Annotated in this window: 13 protein-coding genes and 4 tRNA genes; 6 read left to right on the forward strand and 11 right to left on the reverse strand. The window is 41.9% G+C overall.

Features of this window, described 5'->3' with window-relative positions:
- The 9 genes from AAEY87_RS00005 to AAEY87_RS00045 form a co-directional block, all read right to left on the reverse strand.
- On the reverse strand, positions 1 to 185 hold a 185-nt coding region (locus AAEY87_RS00005), incomplete at its 3' end, for a GTP-binding protein (RefSeq protein WP_350655419.1).
- A 430-nt stretch (positions 186 to 615) separates the two neighbouring features.
- A tRNA-Thr gene (locus tag AAEY87_RS00010) sits at positions 616 to 690 on the reverse strand.
- Positions 691 to 806: 116 nt separating this feature from the next.
- Positions 807 to 880, reverse strand: a tRNA-Gly gene (locus tag AAEY87_RS00015).
- Between the two features lie 114 nt (positions 881 to 994).
- Positions 995 to 1,078: transfer RNA gene (locus AAEY87_RS00020), tRNA-Tyr, on the reverse strand.
- 66 nt (positions 1,079 to 1,144) lie between these two features.
- Positions 1,145 to 1,220 (reverse strand) — tRNA-Thr (locus AAEY87_RS00025).
- A gap of 238 nt (positions 1,221 to 1,458) precedes the next feature.
- On the reverse strand, positions 1,459 to 2,955 hold the full coding sequence (gene trpE, locus AAEY87_RS00030; protein ID WP_068034466.1) for an anthranilate synthase component I: 1,497 nt from the start codon (positions 2,953 to 2,955) through the stop codon (positions 1,459 to 1,461).
- Positions 2,956 to 3,265: 310 nt separating this feature from the next.
- Complete coding sequence (locus AAEY87_RS00035) at positions 3,266 to 4,507, reverse strand: FHA domain-containing protein (RefSeq protein WP_350655420.1); 1,242 nt, start codon at positions 4,505 to 4,507, stop codon at positions 3,266 to 3,268.
- An 89-nt stretch (positions 4,508 to 4,596) separates the two neighbouring features.
- Positions 4,597 to 5,451: an RsiV family protein gene (locus AAEY87_RS00040; protein WP_350655421.1), complete on the reverse strand. Its 855-nt coding sequence runs from the start codon at positions 5,449 to 5,451 to the stop codon at positions 4,597 to 4,599.
- Positions 5,452 to 5,639: 188 nt separating this feature from the next.
- Positions 5,640 to 7,262, reverse strand: coding sequence for a peptide chain release factor 3 (locus AAEY87_RS00045; protein WP_068034460.1), 1,623 nt, complete (start codon positions 7,260 to 7,262; stop codon positions 5,640 to 5,642).
- Positions 7,263 to 7,524: 262 nt separating this feature from the next.
- On the opposite strand from AAEY87_RS00045, the gene AAEY87_RS00050 reads away from it, so the two are divergent.
- Positions 7,525 to 8,874 (forward strand): MBL fold metallo-hydrolase, encoded by a 1,350-nt coding sequence (locus AAEY87_RS00050; protein WP_350655422.1) that lies wholly within the window; start codon positions 7,525 to 7,527, stop codon positions 8,872 to 8,874.
- A 243-nt stretch (positions 8,875 to 9,117) separates the two neighbouring features.
- Here AAEY87_RS00050 and AAEY87_RS00055 read toward each other — a convergent pair whose 3' ends face one another.
- Complete coding sequence (locus tag AAEY87_RS00055; protein WP_350655423.1) at positions 9,118 to 10,035, reverse strand: hypothetical protein; 918 nt, start codon at positions 10,033 to 10,035, stop codon at positions 9,118 to 9,120.
- 298 nt (positions 10,036 to 10,333) lie between these two features.
- Between AAEY87_RS00055 and AAEY87_RS00060 the strand changes: the two genes are divergently transcribed.
- The 4 genes from AAEY87_RS00060 (at position 10,334) to AAEY87_RS00075 (ending at position 15,632) form a co-directional block, all read left to right on the forward strand.
- Positions 10,334 to 10,747: an organic hydroperoxide resistance protein gene (locus tag AAEY87_RS00060; RefSeq protein ID WP_350655424.1), complete on the forward strand. Its 414-nt coding sequence runs from the start codon at positions 10,334 to 10,336 to the stop codon at positions 10,745 to 10,747.
- A gap of 240 nt (positions 10,748 to 10,987) precedes the next feature.
- Positions 10,988 to 13,942 (forward strand): DNA polymerase I, encoded by a 2,955-nt coding sequence (polA, locus tag AAEY87_RS00065; protein WP_350655425.1) that lies wholly within the window; start codon positions 10,988 to 10,990, stop codon positions 13,940 to 13,942.
- Between the two features lie 114 nt (positions 13,943 to 14,056).
- A complete protein-coding gene (locus AAEY87_RS00070; protein WP_350655426.1) occupies positions 14,057 to 14,653 on the forward strand; it encodes a hypothetical protein in 597 nt (198 codons plus the stop codon).
- A gap of 190 nt (positions 14,654 to 14,843) precedes the next feature.
- Positions 14,844 to 15,632, forward strand: a complete 789-nt coding sequence (locus AAEY87_RS00075) for an SDR family NAD(P)-dependent oxidoreductase (protein WP_350655427.1) — start codon at positions 14,844 to 14,846, stop codon at positions 15,630 to 15,632.
- Positions 15,633 to 15,711: 79 nt separating this feature from the next.
- Here the strand turns inward: AAEY87_RS00075 and AAEY87_RS00080 are convergent, their stop codons facing one another.
- Positions 15,712 to 16,953 carry a right-handed parallel beta-helix repeat-containing protein gene (locus AAEY87_RS00080; RefSeq protein ID WP_350655428.1) on the reverse strand — a complete coding sequence of 414 codons (1,242 nt, stop codon included), beginning with the start codon at positions 16,951 to 16,953 and terminating at the stop codon, positions 15,712 to 15,714.
- A gap of 214 nt (positions 16,954 to 17,167) precedes the next feature.
- Between AAEY87_RS00080 and AAEY87_RS00085 the strand changes: the two genes are divergently transcribed.
- Positions 17,168 to 17,518, forward strand: coding sequence for a hypothetical protein (locus AAEY87_RS00085; protein WP_350655429.1), 351 nt, complete (start codon positions 17,168 to 17,170; stop codon positions 17,516 to 17,518).
- Positions 17,519 to 17,531 lie beyond the last annotated feature (13 nt).

A 17,531-nucleotide genomic window follows, 5' to 3' on the forward strand; every position in this document is an offset into this window, starting at 1 on the left:
GTGATGCCACGTGCTTTTTCTTCTGGAGCTGAGTCAATAGACGCGTAGTCTTTGGCTTCGCCGCCTGAAGTTTTAGCCGCTACGGTTGCGATAGCAGCGGTAAGGGTGGTTTTACCGTGGTCAACGTGTCCGATGGTACCAACGTTGACATGTGGTTTTAGACGTTCAAACTTGGCCTTTGCCATGGGTATTTCCTCTTTATTGGTGAATCTTCATTAATCAAAGATCGGTAAATAGCTGTTTGACGGCTTATGACAGAATTAAAACCATCAAACCGTTGACGCTAGGGTAGAACTATTAAACTTTAGTTATTAGCATAAACATACTATATGGGCACTATGCTAACATTTTCAATCTTTTCAGTATATGCGGTCATTATAATAGGTAGTAACTTATGTCAGTAACTTATCATATCTTAGTAGCTTACATAATAACTAATATACTGACAGCACTAAAAGGCAACACCTCGGTGTTACCTTTAAATTATCATTTACCGAGTTGACTTTACATTTTTCAATATCAGCGCAGAACTTTATATTTTTGTATAACGTGAATATCTTGGTAACCCATAACTGCACACAACGTTAACGTTGCAAAAATCATATGAATAATAAATGGAGCTCATATTGAGAATTGAACTCAAGACCTCTCCCTTACCAAGGGAGTGCTCTACCGCTGAGCTATATGAGCGTATTTTAGGTAACCCTTATGGGTTTACTAAAAAAAATATCACGAAACAGTCAATAATGATAACTGATTGTCGTGATTAATTGTTCAATAATGATTTGCAATTGATGCCACATATATGGAGCGGGTGGCGGGAATCGAACCCGCGTCATTAGCTTGGAAGGCTAAGGTGTTACCATTATACCACACCCGCAATAACTCTTATGCAAAGTAACTCTCATAGTATAAATACAGAATAATAGTATAAATATAAAGAGTAATTATGTATAGCGAGTATGCTTGGCGTTATGACAAACTTAAGAAAATATGGTGGTGGGAGAAGGATTCGAACCTTCGAAGCTTTCGCGACAGATTTACAGTCTGTTGGGTTTGACCGCTCCCCAATCCCACCTTAGGTTGCTTTGAACAAAATCACTTTAATTTAAAGCAAATTCATAAAAAGCTACTTTGAAAGAGATGGTGCCGACTGCCGGGATCGAACTGGCGACCTACTGATTACAAGTCAGTTGCTCTACCAACTGAGCTAAGTCGGCTTGTTCTCTCAAAGTGGTGGCTATTCTATCAAATATTTTGACAGACGCAAGCTCTTTTTCGTTTTTTTTACGCTTATTTTGATAAAAAACTTCAAGCACTTGATTGTACTAGAGTTTTTTATACAAAAAAATGCTGTTAATTGCACTTACTATATCTCACTACTCTACTTTTCTAGGTACTGAGTAAATAGCACCTAGCAAATAGTACTGAACAAACACTATTTAATAACAATAGCCTCTAGCGAATGCGCAATCCATCACAGGCCATTTTTACTGCTTTGACCAGTGCCAAGGCCTTTTTGTTAGTTTCGTCCCACTCTGCCTCTGGTATTGAGTCAGCAACTACTCCAGCCCCTGCTTGGATATGTATTTTACCCCGGCGCATTACTGCGGTACGAATAGCAATAGCAGTATCCATATTGCCGTGCCAGCCTAGATAACCAACTGAGCCACCAAATACGGTACGGCGAACTGGCTCAACCTCGTCAATGATTTGCATAGCACGAATTTTGGGCGCACCTGATAGCGTACCTGCTGGGAAAGTGGCACAAAAAACATCAAGCGCATCTTTATCAGGCAATATTTTGCCTTCGACGTTAGAGGCAATATGCATCACTTGTGAATAGCGCTCGATAAACATTTTTTCGGTGACTTTGACACTACCATATTCACAAACACGGCCAATATCATTACGTCCAAGATCAATCAACATCAAGTGCTCAGCGATTTCTTTTTTATCAGAAAGTAGCTCTTTTTCAAGTGCCAAGTCTTCTGCTTCATCTTGACCACGTTTGCGTGTGCCTGCCAGCGGACGGACAGTTACTGTGCCATTTTCGATACGTGATAAGATTTCAGGAGATGCGCCGATGATATCAAAGCGCTTATGATCATCAAGCGTATAACCGTGCACTAAGAATAAATAAGGTGATGGGTTTAAGAAGCGCAATGCCCGATATACAGCTAGTGAATCACCAGTGTAATCTGCAGTTAAACGCTGCGCAGGAACAACCTGCATCACGTCCCCTTCCAATATATAGTCTTTTATTTTATTGACGTCAGCGCAGTATTTTTCTTGACCGGTTTGTGATTTGAACCTTGGTGTAGGCATAATTGGCGCGCTTAAATTGGGCATTTCAGCGAGCTTGTCTTCGATCTTTTCAAGCTCACGAATGGCAGCGCCATAACCATCCTCATTATTACAATCTGCATAGACGATAATTGACAAGGTATTTTCGAGATTATCAAAGACAATCACACTCATCGATAGCATCAGCCACATATCAGGTAGCGACATTGGGTTCGGCGCATCCGATAATCCAACGCTCGGCTCAATAACTCGTACCATGTCATAACCGAAATAGCCCACTAACCCACCGCTGAAACTCGGTAACGCTTTTACCTCATCTACCGTTGGCATTTTATATTGCGCCATAAGCTTGCGAATATAATCAAATGGATCATCAACCGCATCGATATCGATTTTGTCATCTTTTTTGATGGTCATATAACCATCCGTATACTGCAAAATTAAGTCACTACCCAGACCAATCATCGAATATCGTGCCCAACGCTCACCGCCTACCACAGACTCAAATAGATAAGCTGAACCGCTTAAATCACGTACTTTAGAAAACACAGAGACAGGGGTTTGTGCATCCATTAAACGTTTTTTGACGAGGGGCGCATGGCTATACCCCTGTGTCTTAAAGGCATCATATTCTTCAAAGGTCATCATAGTAAACAGTCTCTTAGCACAAATTTGGCAAAAGATAAAAGTAGTAAAAACAGGAGTAATAGAATCACAGTACAAGCTTAATATTACGATGAATAAAGCCTGAACTAGTAAGAAATTGGAGACAGACCAAACTTAATCAAAACTTGGCTAGCCAGTATAACAAAACTGGCTAACGTTAGTATGGTTTAGGATTACTGAACAGTTCGTACCTCTATCGTAGAACCTCTCAAAAAGGCGAATAGTAAGACAAATAAGCTAAACGATTATTGCTTAAATAAATTGCTAATACTAGGACGTGTTGAACGAATTATCAAACACCGCCCATATTAAATAACCACAAAGCGATTCCGATAATAAGAATGACGATAAATACCCAAATAAACCAGCTACCACTAGGTTTTTTCTCTACATATCCTGCATTGGCAGGATTATCGATAGCTTGATCCATCGCATTGTTGCCTTCAGTACCCAGATCACGAGCCTGCCCTAGGTTAGCAGTCCCAGAGAACTGTGCAGTTGCCGCTTGTTTGGCACGTAGTACATCTGGATCAGCTTCTTCTTGCAGTGTTGTTTTGGTCGTCTTGTCATGCTCTGGAGCGACTTCTGGCTCTTGATGAGCTACTGGCTGCTTCGTCGCTACAGACTCGTTGGCTGTAAGCTCATTGTTTAGTGGCTCATTGTTTAGCGTCTCTTGAGACTTATCATTAGACATCACTGTCTCCTTTTCTGCTGCCGTACTTGGCGCTGAAGTTGGTTGAGAAGCAGGTTCTGCTATCGGTGCAGCTGGCGTCTCTGCTGTCTCACTGTCCGCAGATGACAGCACTTCTGTAACTATCGTCTCTTTGACTACTGGCTCGTCCACCTTCTCGTTCAATACCCTTTCGGTCTTTACGCTATCCATCTTTGTGCTATCCACGCTGTCTACAACCGTATTTTCTTCGGTAGCGGGCGCTACGGGAGAGACTACTGGTGAAGAAACAACCGAATCCGCATCTATTACTGACTCATCAAGCGTCTTAGTTGTATCCTGAGCGTCAACCTGAGATGACTCCAGCACTGCTGGCTGTTCTGTAGGTGTAACGACCACAGAAGGGGCTTCTTTTTCTTGTTCGTCCGTATTAGCTACTTCAGCATCAGATGACGTAACGTCAGCTTGCGTACCAATTACTGGTTTAGCCACTGGGGCTGAATCCGTTTCGGCTTCCATTGGAGCGGCAACTTTAAAAACAAAGCTAGCAAAACCAACAGTATCATTAGAATTAAGATGCGTGGATTTATTCCCTTCAATACGTTTATCATTGATAAAGGTACCGTTCGATGAGTCCAAATCCTTAATATATAAATCACCGTTTAAGACACTAAGTAACGCATGGTTGCGTGATACTGACTTGCTTCCTAGCACTACATCATTATCATTCCCACGTCCGATAGATAAGCTATCATTAACGGTTAACGTTAAATCGCCAAGCGCCTCTGTTAGCGCATTAAGCTGCCAAGTAACCGTTTCTGCTTCTGTCTTTGACACATTATTCTCATCTAAGTTGCTTGTCATTTTGCTACTCCTTATTATAAAAATTTTGTTGAAACTGTTAGGTAATACCGCTTATTTAGTCATGCTGCAACTGATTAATTATTGCTATCTTATTTTGGAATGAAATGAGGTTTGATAATATTATCAAGTTTGCTATATGGAATACTAAGCACTGGCATACCGTAAGCATATGGCCCGATAGAGTAATGCTGGTAACGAATATCGATACCTTTATCAGTCAATGTTACATTATCACTTAAGGTAAATGGCCAGCTTTTCTCATAGCTACCAACGTCATCAGCGACCGTGCTAATCCACTTTTTATAAGCATCATATGCTAACGCTTCAAAACGCGATTCTTTGCCCTTCTGCAACATGTCTGCTAGCTGTATTTGCTTTTTGCTACTTTGATCAAATATGAGATATTCACTAAACGGCATACCATGAGCGCCACCCGTAAAGACATAAGAACTTATCTCAAACAACTCAAAATTATTTACATGACCCAAATATTCAGGCGTGATCATTAAGTTATAAACAAACGCACTGTCCTCAGGTAAATCAGCAAATTGTGAGGCAGTAAAGTCATCAATGGCCGCTTTAACATCTGCTTGATTGCTTTTGGATTTGATAGGTGCCGACTCAGACGGTTTACTGTTGACGACTAAATTATTGATACGTGCATTGACAATATCGTTTATCCAAGCGTGATTGGTTTTAAGATATTTGACCTCAATCTTTGGACAGTTTTCGCGCTCAACACAGCGCTCTTGTAAGCTTTTAGGCAAATTATAATCGAGATAGTCTGTCGTACTGATGAGGGTAGAGGCATTGGCAGGTAGGATAATTGCACTCAACAGGATAGCACTACCAAAAACCGTAAGCGACTGTAGACCACCATTTATAATGGCTCTGCGCTTAGTTCTTAGACGCTTTATGGTATGAGTCCGAGTAGCTTTTGACATATATCCTCTTTAATTAATAGACGACATTTACAGATATTCTACCGTAATCATCATTGGTTATTGTAGGAACACTGTTTTAGCCGTTAGATTTTTAGCAGTATTTCTTTATTTTAAATAAAACACCTAAACGAAAAAAGACACGGCTGGCGTGTCTCTTACTAAAAATATGTATGATTAAATAATTAATTTTAATGCTCGCGTGTACTACTGAATGTCACTTCTGGATAGCGATCCTGCATCAGCTGCAAGTTGACACGTGATGGTGCAAGATAAGTTAAATAACCACCACCATCTAATGATAATTGGTCATGGGCTTTGCGTTTAAATTTAGCCAATGCTACCTCATCATCACAATGAATCCAGCGTACCGTTGCGATAGATACCGGCTCAAAAACACATTGTACTTTGTACTCTTCTTTTAGACGATGTGCGACTACTTCAAACTGGAGCACACCCACTGCGCCCAAGATTAAATCGTTATTAATCTGCGGCATAAAGACCTGTGTTGCGCCCTCTTCGCTTAACTGCTGCAAACCCTTTTGTAAGGCTTTAGATTTGAGTGGATCTTTGAGCACCACACGGCGGAAAAGCTCAGGGGCAAAATGTGGAATGCCGGTAAAGTTCAGCACTTCACCTTCGGTAAAGCTATCGCCAATTGAGATAGTACCATGGTTATGCAAACCGATAATGTCACCTGGGTAGGCTTCTTCTAACGCTTCACGGTCACCCGCGAGGAAAGTCAGAGCATCGGCAATGCGTACCTCTTTACCCAGACGCACGTGCTTCATCTTCATACCTTTCTCGTACTTACCTGAGCAGACGCGTAAGAATGCAATACGGTCACGGTGACGCGGATCCATATTTGCCTGAATCTTAAAGACAAAACCAGTAAAATCAGGCTCAGTAGCGGAGACTTCGCGCTCATTGGTAGGATGAGCTTTAGGGGGTGGAGAATACTTCACAAGCGTATCCAGCACCATATTGACACCAAAGTTACCCAATGCGGTACCAAACAATACTGGTGTCATCTCGCCAGCTAAAAACGCATCTACACTAAAATCTTCCAGCGCCATTTGTACCAGCTCAAGCGACTCTTCAAAAGAGTCAAACATTAGCTTACCCAAACGCTCACGGATATCAGGATAATCATAGCCTTCGCGAGTTTCAGCGACGGTCATATCACCGCCGTGACCCTTTTGATAAAAATAAGTTTTGTTTTCAGTTAAATGGTAGACACCAATAAAATCCTGTCCCATACCAATGGGCCAAGTTAACGGAATACATTTAATCTTAAGGACAGTCTCAATCTCGCTAAGCAGCTCAAGCGGTTCACGAATCTGACGATCCAGCTTATTGACAAATGAGATAATCGGCGTATCACGCATCCGGCACACTTCCATCAACTTGATGGTACGTTCTTCAACACCTTTAGCACCATCAACCATCATCAGCGCGCTATCCACTGCGGTCAAGGTACGATAGGTATCTTCACTAAAGTCGGCGTGACCTGGGGTATCGAGCAGGTTGACCACATGGTCTTGATACGGGAACTGCATGACTGATGTGGTAATTGAGATACCACGCTCTTGCTCCATACTCATCCAATCTGAGGTAGCATGACGATCAGTTTTTCGGCCTTTAACTTCGCCTACAACCTGAATCGCTTGACCCCATAGCAAGAGCTTTTCGGTCATGGTGGTCTTACCAGCATCCGGATGCGAAATAATAGCAAAGGTGCGGCGTTTAGCAACTTCGCGGGCAAGCTTAGCTGGAGATAGCTTGGTTGCTGGGAGTTTAGAATCTGCGCTCATAATGGATAACTTATCGTTAAATTTTGGAAGGAAATAGCAGGATATAACAGTAGGTATGAAGGATTTTAGTGGGCGTATTGTAGCGGATTTACGCCTAAAATGCTATTTTTACTGGCGTTTACTGGTGTCTTGAAACAATATGCATACTCATAATATATAAGATAGTACAGCAATCATAATACTTACTTGATACCCTTTTCTAATATTAAGCTTTGATATTAAAAGTATGTACTCTTGATAACTATCTAGTAAGGAGATGGCTATGCTGCTCGAAAAGATTAAGACACCCGGACTTGCGCATTTATCTTATCTAGTCGGGTCAGGCGGGAAAGCTATAGTGATTGACCCGCGTCGCGACTGCGCAATTTACGTAGAAAAAGCGCGCGCAGCAGGGCTTGAGATTACCCATATTCTTGAAACCCATCGCAACGAAGATTTAGTTTCTGGCGCGCCAATTTTAGCAGACATGACGGGTGCTACCGTACTGCACGGACCGAACCCCGAACAGCCTATCGTCTATGCTCAAACAGTACGTGACGGTGATTGCTTCACCGTTGGCCAGCTTAAAATTCGAGTACTAGAAACGCCTGGCCACACTGATGACCATCTTGCTTATGCGCTATTCGATACCGCTTACCCAAAAAAGGCCGTTGGAGTTTTTACCGGTGACGCGCTATTCGTTGGTGATGTTGGGCGTACTGATTTCTACCCTGATCGACGCGAAGAAGTCGCAGGCCTGCTTTATGATTCGCTACAAAAGATCTTAGCGTTAGGCGATCAGGCTATTATTTACCCTGCCCACGGTGCTGGATCAGTCTGCGGATCAGGCATGGCAGAGCGCGAATTTTCTACTATCGGTCACGAAAGATTAAATAACCCACGTTTACAAATCACAGACCGCGACGCCTTTATACAATTCAAGATTAACGAAAATCACTACCAGCCGCCGTATTTCAGACTAATGGAACGACTCAATATGGAGGGTGGCGATGCGCCTCCGTTGGTTATTCGACCACGCAATATTTCGCTCCAACAACTCAATAGCTGTGACGCTGATCATTTAATCGATATTCGTGAGCCAATGGCATATGCTTCCGGTCACCTGCCCGGCGCTATGAGTCTACCTGTGGGCATGATTTCCGCCTTTGCCGGATGGTTCATCGGAGAGGGAGAAAGCTTAGCACTGATTGCATCTAATGAAGAGCAGCTTGCTACTGCTATGGAACATCTGGTGAGAATAGCTTTTGATAATGTTATAGGAGGTTATGTCGGTGTGGTCCCTGCTGCCGCGCAAGGTCAGAAGATGCAACAAACGCCTATGATCGGCACAACTGAGGTTGAAGATCGCCTTCATAACGCTGAAAACTGGACACTGCTCGACGTCCGTGACGCTGACGAACGAGCGACCACCGCGATTGAAGGGTCACAGCATATCTATGTCGGTGAGCTTAATGAACGTTGGCACGAACTCGATAAAAACCATCGTTATACATTGATGTGTGCCAGTGGCGCGCGAGCGACGGTAGCGGCAGGATGGCTAACGAGTCGAGGTTTCGACAAGCTTGATATTTATCTAGGTTCAATGGGGGCATGGAAAGCCGCGCATGACTGATATCTTAAACGCGATTATTTTTCTTCTCGAAGCGAATGCCTTCTTTTAGTTAGCAAATTTTTGAATAGTCGCGTTTAAATTAATTATTGCCTTAGGCTTAGCTGATACTTGGGCGATGGCAATAATTTCTTAAATAGCACTGACGGATTATTTATCTCAGACGAATAATCCGTAATCTGGCTCATATAATTTATTGATAACACGTCCTAGAAAAACTTATGTTAGAACTACTTTTTAGATTTTTTAATAATAGCGTTCGATTTGCTCTGCTAAGAAATCGCCAGCTACGTCATTGACCAATGTGCAATCAACAACCCCGCGACGACTGTCTGTATTAGGATTAGTCGTACCTTTAGTCACATAGTCCACTTCGTAAATATCTCCTTTATAATCAACACCGCTATATAAATACGCAGGCTGATTTTTGGCTTCAAAAAACTCTACTTTAGCCGCTCTTTCATCATTGCCTGATCCTACTCTAAATTTAGTAGTACTGAATTTGCGATTATCATTAAAACGCTCTTCCGTCGCCTCAATCCAATCGTCAAGCGTTTGATAGATGGTTTCATTTTTTGCATTAAAGGCTAAGAATAACCGCTCGCTAGTCGTTACAGGGATATAGCAAACTGACCCAACTGGGAAGCTAGCATCGGTTGCAATCCTAGGATAATTATTCAAATCAGTACGAATACCATTACTATTAGTTAGCGTATTGCCATCGTTGTAGCTATCGGCTTTAACCCCCGATAAATCAAGAGTCTGGTAAGTGGTCTCATAATCAAATTTATTATTACTATTGTTTTCATAAACAGGACGCTTAATCGTACGCCTATTTACTTCAATATTTTTATTTTCAAGCCTACCTTCAAAGTTATCTGCCAATACTGTTTTGTCTAAATCATTGATCCCTAGGTTACGGTAGTTATTAACAATATTCCTAACTTTAATCTCACGCTCACCAGTGCGATAGGTCTCATTGATGCGCGCAACAGCATTAGCATTCGCTTGATTATCATAACTACTATCGAAGCTCGTTATCGTAAACTCGTTGCTATTACCTGAACCAAAAATACCATTATCTTCATCGTTGCAGCCAGCGAGAGTGATAGCCAATAAGGAGATGGTAAGCGGAGCAAGTAGTCGTTTATTTACTTTTTTCATCGCAGAGTGTCCTTATTAGTGAAGATGGTTTAATAGTAAAGGTATTGAGCTATGGTTGTTCCTGACGCTCGTAGCATACCTTTAAATATTTATATTATACTCCTAGCTTACATTAATACTGCTGGAGCGTGTATATCAAGCATGTACTTAAATTTACTAACCTATAAGACTTGCTTACAAATTGATAGCATAGGTTTACTACCGCTATATAGAGTTGCGTTAAAAATTTGTTATGCTGGTCAAGTTATATGGCTAACAAAATGAATTTACTATAAAAACTGACAACAAAGGATGTGTTATGAAAACTTTATATTCTACCAAAGCCACTACTACTGGCGGCCGTGCAGGTTCAGCTAGCTTAGCTGATAGCGATCTTAGCATCAATATGGTAGCACCAGGTTCTGGAAAAGAAGGTAATAACCCAGAGCAGCTTTTTGCCATGGGCTATAGTGCCTGCTTTGATAGCGCACTTGGTGCCGTCAAACAAATGGAAAAGGCCAAATTTGACTCGACAACTCAAATAGAAGTAGATTTGCTGCAAGGTGAAGGTCATGATTATAAGCTAGCAGCGAAAATTCACGTGACTGGCGAGAATACAGACTTATCTGCTGATGAGTTCCAAGAACTCGTCAAAAAGGCTCATCAAGTCTGCCCGTACTCGAAAGCCACACGCGGTAATATCGATGTTGAAGTGACTTCAGAAGTAAAATAAGTACTCAACTACTATTAAGTATTCAATCACTGTAGTGTCATCAAATATAAAAAAGAACTCAGCTGGTCTGGGTTCTTTTTTTATTGACCATTGTTTTGGCTCGTACACATCGTGACTGTTTATTAGTTAGCCATCAATTTATTAGTTCGTCATCAATTCGGCAAGAAGGGTTTTTATCGTTATAATGAGTGCATCTTTTTACCCAATACTTGCTGCCCAATATTTGATAAGTGACTTTCTATGACCGACAACGATCACAATTCCCACTCGCCTATTAATCCCAATACGCTACCAAACTTTGCCTCCATGCCAAATGTGGCGACGATGGATACCAACCACGTAAATAAAGACCAGCCGCCCTTTATTTTGGTCGATGGCTCTTACTATCTATTTCGCACTTACCATGCCTTGCCAAAAACCATGCAAAACTCTCAAGGCTTAATCACCAACGCCATACGTGGGACGTTAAATGCGCTATTGAAATTAATGCGTCGCTATCATCCAACCCATATGGCGGTCTGCTTTGATACCAAATCGCCGACCTTTCGTCACGCGATGTCAGAAGAATACAAAGCCAACCGTCCAAAAATGGATATTGAGCTGGCTGAGCAGATTCCTTACATTCATCGTTTGGTGACGGCACTAGGGCTTCCTCTACTCCGTATCGAAGGCGCAGAAGCTGATGATATCATCGGTACGCTTGCCTATCGTGCCGTTGCTGAAGGCCATCATGTGGTCATCTCGACTGGTGATAAAGACATGATGCAGCTGATTAATGACTGTGTGATATTAGAAGACAGCTTTACAGGGAAGATTACTGATAGCGCAGGCGTGGTCGAAAAATTCGGTATTAACCCTAAGCAGATGATTGACTTTCTGACCCTCATGGGCGATTCGTCTGACGGCATCAAAGGCGTACCGGGTATCGGTAAAAAGACTGCCAAAGACTTGCTTAATGAATATGGCACTATCGACAATATGCTAACAAACGTCGCCGATATCAAAGGACGCGCTGGCAAAAATCTGGTCGAATATGCCGATGATATTCCGATGAATGCGCAGCTGGCAACTATCGTTACCGATTTAGAAATTGGCCAAGACTGGCAAGATTTAAAAATCAATACTGATCCTTGTGCTCACATTGATGAGCTAAGGGCATTGTACAATGAGCTTGAGTTTAGAAATGAGCTGGCCTCACTTGATCATCCCAATCATCCAGCCAACGGCTCGCAAAGTGTCGCCAATAGTCAGGCGGATGCTGAGTCACAAGCGCAAATCGCTAAATCTCTTCAATCAAACACCATTGATAATGTCACCGACAGTAAAAGCCATGATAGAGCATGGCATACGATTTTAGACGAACCCGCTTTTAACAGCTTAGTTAAATTATTAGAGTCTGCGCCGCATTTCGTTATCGATACCGAAACCACCAGTGTCTATTGGCGTCAGGCGGAATTGGTTGGCTTGTCTTTTGCGGTAAAAGCGCATGAAGCTTATTATGTTCCGCTCACGCATAGCTTAGAAGGTGATGAGCTGACTGCAAAGCAACTTGATCGCGACACAGTATTAGCAAAACTTAAACCTATTTTGGAAAATTCCAAAATAGGTAAAATCGGTCAACATCTAAAATATGACGCCCATATTCTCAGTCATTATGATATCGACTTAGTAGGCGCTATTCATGCCAGCCCTAATAACTGGAAGATGGACACCATGCTTGCCAGCTATGTAATTAACGCCGCCATCACCCGTCATGGTATGGATGATTTGGCACGCCATTACCTGCAAACACAGACCATCAGTTTCGAGGATGTCGCTGGTAAAGGCGCTAAGCAAGTTACATTTGATCAAGTGGCTATCGATATTGCCAGTGACTATGCTTGTGAAGATGCCGATATTACTTATCAGCTATTTGATGTCTTTAGCAAAAAACTTAATGAAGATGAAAACAACGCCAAACTACTGCACGAGTTAGAAATTCCAACTGCTGAAATACTCTGCCACATGGAAGCGCATGGTATTTTGATTAAGCGTTCATTCTTAAATGAGTTATCCAAACGTTTTGATGAAGAAATTATCGCTCTAGAAAAACGCGCTTATGAGGTCGCTGGCGAGGAGTTCAATTTAGGCTCACCAAAGCAGCTTGGTGAGATGCTGTTTGATAAGCTTGGCGTCATTGGTGGTAAAAAAACCAAGTCAGGGCAATACTCGACTGGTGAAGCGGTATTGTCAAAAATCGATCACCCACTAGTGGAAATTGTACTTGAATATCGCGGTCTATCTAAGCTTAAAAGCACTTATACCGATGCGCTTGATAATGTCGCTGATTCTGAGACTGATCGCGTGCATACCAGCTATCATCAAGCATTGACCAGTACCGGACGTTTATCATCTACTGATCCTAACTTACAGAATATTCCAATTCGTACCGCCACTGGTCGCCTGATTCGCCAAGCCTTTATTGCGCCACAAGGTCGCGTTATTTTAGCAGCGGATTACTCGCAAATTGAGCTACGTCTCATGGCGCATTTCTCAGGCGATAAAAACCTAACTCATGCCTTTAATGAAGGGTTGGATATTCACGCTGCTACCGCAGCTGAAGTGCTAGGAAAAGATGTCGCTGATGTCACCCCGACCGAACGTCGTAATGCTAAAGCCATTAACTTTGGTCTGCTCTATGGCATGAGCGCCTTTGGACTTGCCAAGCAACTACAGATGAGCCGCGGTGAAGCGCAAGATTACATCGATATGTACTTTGAGCGTTACCCAGGCGTCAAAGATTATATGATCAACACTCGTGCCAGCGCCCATGACAAAGGCTATGTCGAGACTATATTAGGCCGTAAGCTCTATACACCTGACATCACCCATAGCAATCGCATGGTCAAACAAGGTGCTGAGCGTGCTGCGATTAACGCGCCACTACAAGGCTCAGCTGCTGACCTAATCAAACTTGCCATGATTGCCGTCGATAAAGTACTACCTAAAGAGCAGGCGAAAATGCTGCTACAAGTCCATGATGAATTAGTATTTGAAGTGGATACTGATAAAGTGAATGAAATCAGCCAACTCATTACTGATGCGATGCAAGACGTCTTAACGGCTACCGCTGTTGAAAAAGGTTGGCATGTAGACTTTGCTGTGCCGTTATTGGTTGAGACTGATAGTGGTGTGAATTGGGATGAGGCGCATTAGATTGGCAATATTAATAATGGGATTTGACTAATTAGTTATTATTAATAATATTATACTATTCAAATTAGCGTTATAATAAACGCATATTAAATTACCCAGTCCTAATGAGATAATTTGCAGTTTAAAAGTGAGCCTTTGGGTTCACTTTTTTATTTCTTAAAAAATCAGGAGCCCTTTATTTTGGCTACAGATGGCATCATCGAAGTCCCCGGTATTATACTTATAATAGTGTGTTTAGTACGTTGCGCGCAGTATGTAATGCAGAGTCACAGCAAGCAAAGTCGTTATTTTTGGTTAGCATCAGTGCTCGTGTTTTTTGCAGTGATTCGTCGCGAGTTGAACTACTTACCAGAATTATTTATTCCAAGCGATTTTTCGCTTCTTAGTCATTCTTATGATTGGTGGGAAGATAGCGTACTTACAGTTGTCTATATCCTCATTGTTGGATTACTCACCTATTCATGGCGTTATCTCTGGGCAGTATTAAAAGATGTTGACGTATCAATATATGTCATCGTCGCCGTATTGGCGATAATACAATATATGGGTGAGAACGCGATTATATTCCCTTATGCCTTTGGTGGGATAATTGAAGAGTCGGCAGAGACCGCTATTTACGGCATTGCTTTGATTTATTTGTGGAAATTTAATTTAACTGATTTCAAAAGTCAGACAGCAAAAAATCTAGATTTAGAGACTGCAACGCGATAGCAAGTAGAGTTGATTATGGTATCTACCTTAGCGATTAACTTTGCTTATTAATTTGCTATACTAAATATAAGCACGAGGGACGATAGCAGTTTTGATTTTGTTAATATTCGCGCAATAGGTATAGCTGAATATTGCCACCTGACGTTGTACCTCGATTTACTCGTTATTGATAACTATTAAGTCACTCATTATGAATATACTTATTACTGGTGCATCGCGTGGTATCGGTCTGGCCACTGCCAAAAAGCTGGCAGCAAAAGGTCATAGCGTTGGGCTATTTGCGACTAATACTACGACGCTTGAACAAGCTACTAAAGACAAAGCCTTCAAAAAGGCTATCAAACAAAAGCGTATCGTAACTGGTCAGCTTGATGTCGCCCAGCCAGATATGTGGGAAGATGCTATCACTCAAATGATTGATAACTTTGGTAGTATCGATGCGTTGATTAATAATGCTGGCGTGCTGGTCAGCGGCGCATTGCCAACGACGGATTTGGATGAGCAACTGGCTTTGATTGATGTCAACTGTAAAGGCGTGCTCATTGGCTGTCATAAGCTTGCCCCTTATTTGGCTGATAGCAAAAATGGTAAAATCGTCAATGTATCTTCAGCGTCTGCTATTTATGGTCAGCCTGAAGTTGCTACGTATTCGGCTAGTAAGTTTTTTGTCCGCGGTCTCACCGAAGGCCTTAATATCGAATACCGAAAGCTCGGTATCAAAGTCATCGATGTCATGCCGCTATGGGTAAAGTCTGATATGACAAAAGACATCGAGGTCACGAGTATTGATCGTTTAGGTATTCATTTGACCGTCAATGACGTAGCGAAAACGTTGTGCAAATTGACTACCAGTCCTAATCGTAAGATAAAAGGTACGCACTATGCCGTTGGCTTGCCAGCGAAAGTCTTTCAAAAACTGGCACAAGTAACCCCTGATCCTGTGATTCGCTGGGTAAATACTAAAGTTGGTGCGAAGTAGGTTTTTAAGCTATCGTATTAAACGAATCTTATAATTACTTTGAAATATAAAAATCATAATTTATAAGAAGTACTGACGGCTACCGAATTTCGGTGGCCGTTTTGCTTGCGTCTCGAATTTTAATGGCTTGCTCGATGGTTTTATCGGTGAAGGTATTGTCTTTAATAAGCGTACCTTTTATCGCCCCTGCTGCACTTTCTTCGCGAATTTCAGAACCAATATTAATAGACACATTAACGTCATTAGCAAATTGATTGCCACTTATCAGCGTGCCATCGTCCTCGACGATAACGCCCTGCTCGACTTGCTCAAAACGATTATTAATAATCTGATTGTCTTTAGCGCTGTCTAAGTGATAGCTGGCAAAGGGCGTTTGCTTAACCAAATAAGCACCACATGCAAAACCTTTTAAATTGCGCGACTGCCTTGATGCGACCCAAACACCGACTGGTTCATCTTGAAAGATATTATGGCGAATAATATTGTCACGACTGGACTCGGTACGCTTAAAATGATTGCCCCGCGTCGGATCGGCAGCATGCTCAAAACAATTGCGATACAGCAATATACTACCTGCGCCATTATGGATGAATTGATTATTCTCAATAAGATTATTGCTTGAAGAATCCACCGCTATCGCCTCTCGATTAGGCTTAAAAGTGCGAAAGCCATTACCGATAAAGACAGAGTTTTTAATCACATTATCGCGACTACCAAATTCGAGATATAACCCAACGGTTCCTGCGTTTTGAATGCGTACTTTATCAAAAGTAATGCCATGTACATGATCGCCGACGAACATACCACTGTTAATACTGTTGCGACTAGTAACGTTAACCACGCGAATATTTCTTGGAGCGAGTGCCCGATTGGCAGCAGGATCGATAAAGCCTCGTACGTAGCGCTGATTTGGTTGGCTATACTGACGAATATGTAGCGCATGACCATAGCCATCTACATGACAATTGGCAACGGCAATATCTTCGATAGCGTTATCTGTCTTGGGTTTAATCGTAATTGCACTGGCCGTTGATTGGTCATCAGCCATCGTACTAAGCCTTGCTCCCCGACAGTCGAGTGAGCTGTGTGAGTCATTTAATTCAAAACGTATCGACTGTTCTGTCAAATCACAACTTGGACTAAGGGCGCTGTGTCCTTGTACTTTTACTATCTGTTTAGGCGTCAACTGTTCGCAATCAATAATGGTCGTGGCTGTCGGTAGCTTAGCGTCAATCATTAGCGACTGTTTTGAATGAGCCTTATCAGAACTGGTATTGGTACTAGCAAAGGGCAAACGTTCACAAGCCGTCAAACTTATCATGGCACTTATCAATGATAATTTAACAAACAACCTACTGTTTAATACCATCACGTGTTTCCTGTTTTACTAATCGTCTTACATTTTTTGAACATCCTGTGACACCTTACTACTATTTGTATTCATCATAACCCGTCAAACTGATCCTGATAAACAGTTAATCTTGATAAACAATTCTTGATAAACAATCATTACCAATAATAACAAGGATTCAATGATGGACAATTCAAAAACCCCACTACCAGAAGAGATGGATCATATTGATGGCAATACTCGTAACGATGATGACAGTCTAGATAATCAGGACAATCAACTGGTCGATTTAGATAATCCCATGTTGCACACTATCGATAATAATGATGTGATTGACAATAGCGCAGGATTTGACAATTCGCAAGCAGGCAGTGGCGCAACCCAAGGACTTACACCAATGCATCGTCAAAACGTCGATGAAGCGCAAGTGGATGAGTTGTTGGTTGAAGGCAATTTAGATGACAACGACTATCCTGATATCATCGATATCGCTGATAAAGACGCTGCTGAACGTACCAATGATGATGATTTTTAAGCCAGTCGTTCAA

Source organism: Psychrobacter sp. S1-30-MNA-CIBAN-0213 (genome assembly GCF_040309845.1).
Taxonomy (GTDB): Bacteria; Pseudomonadota; Gammaproteobacteria; order Pseudomonadales; family Moraxellaceae; genus Psychrobacter.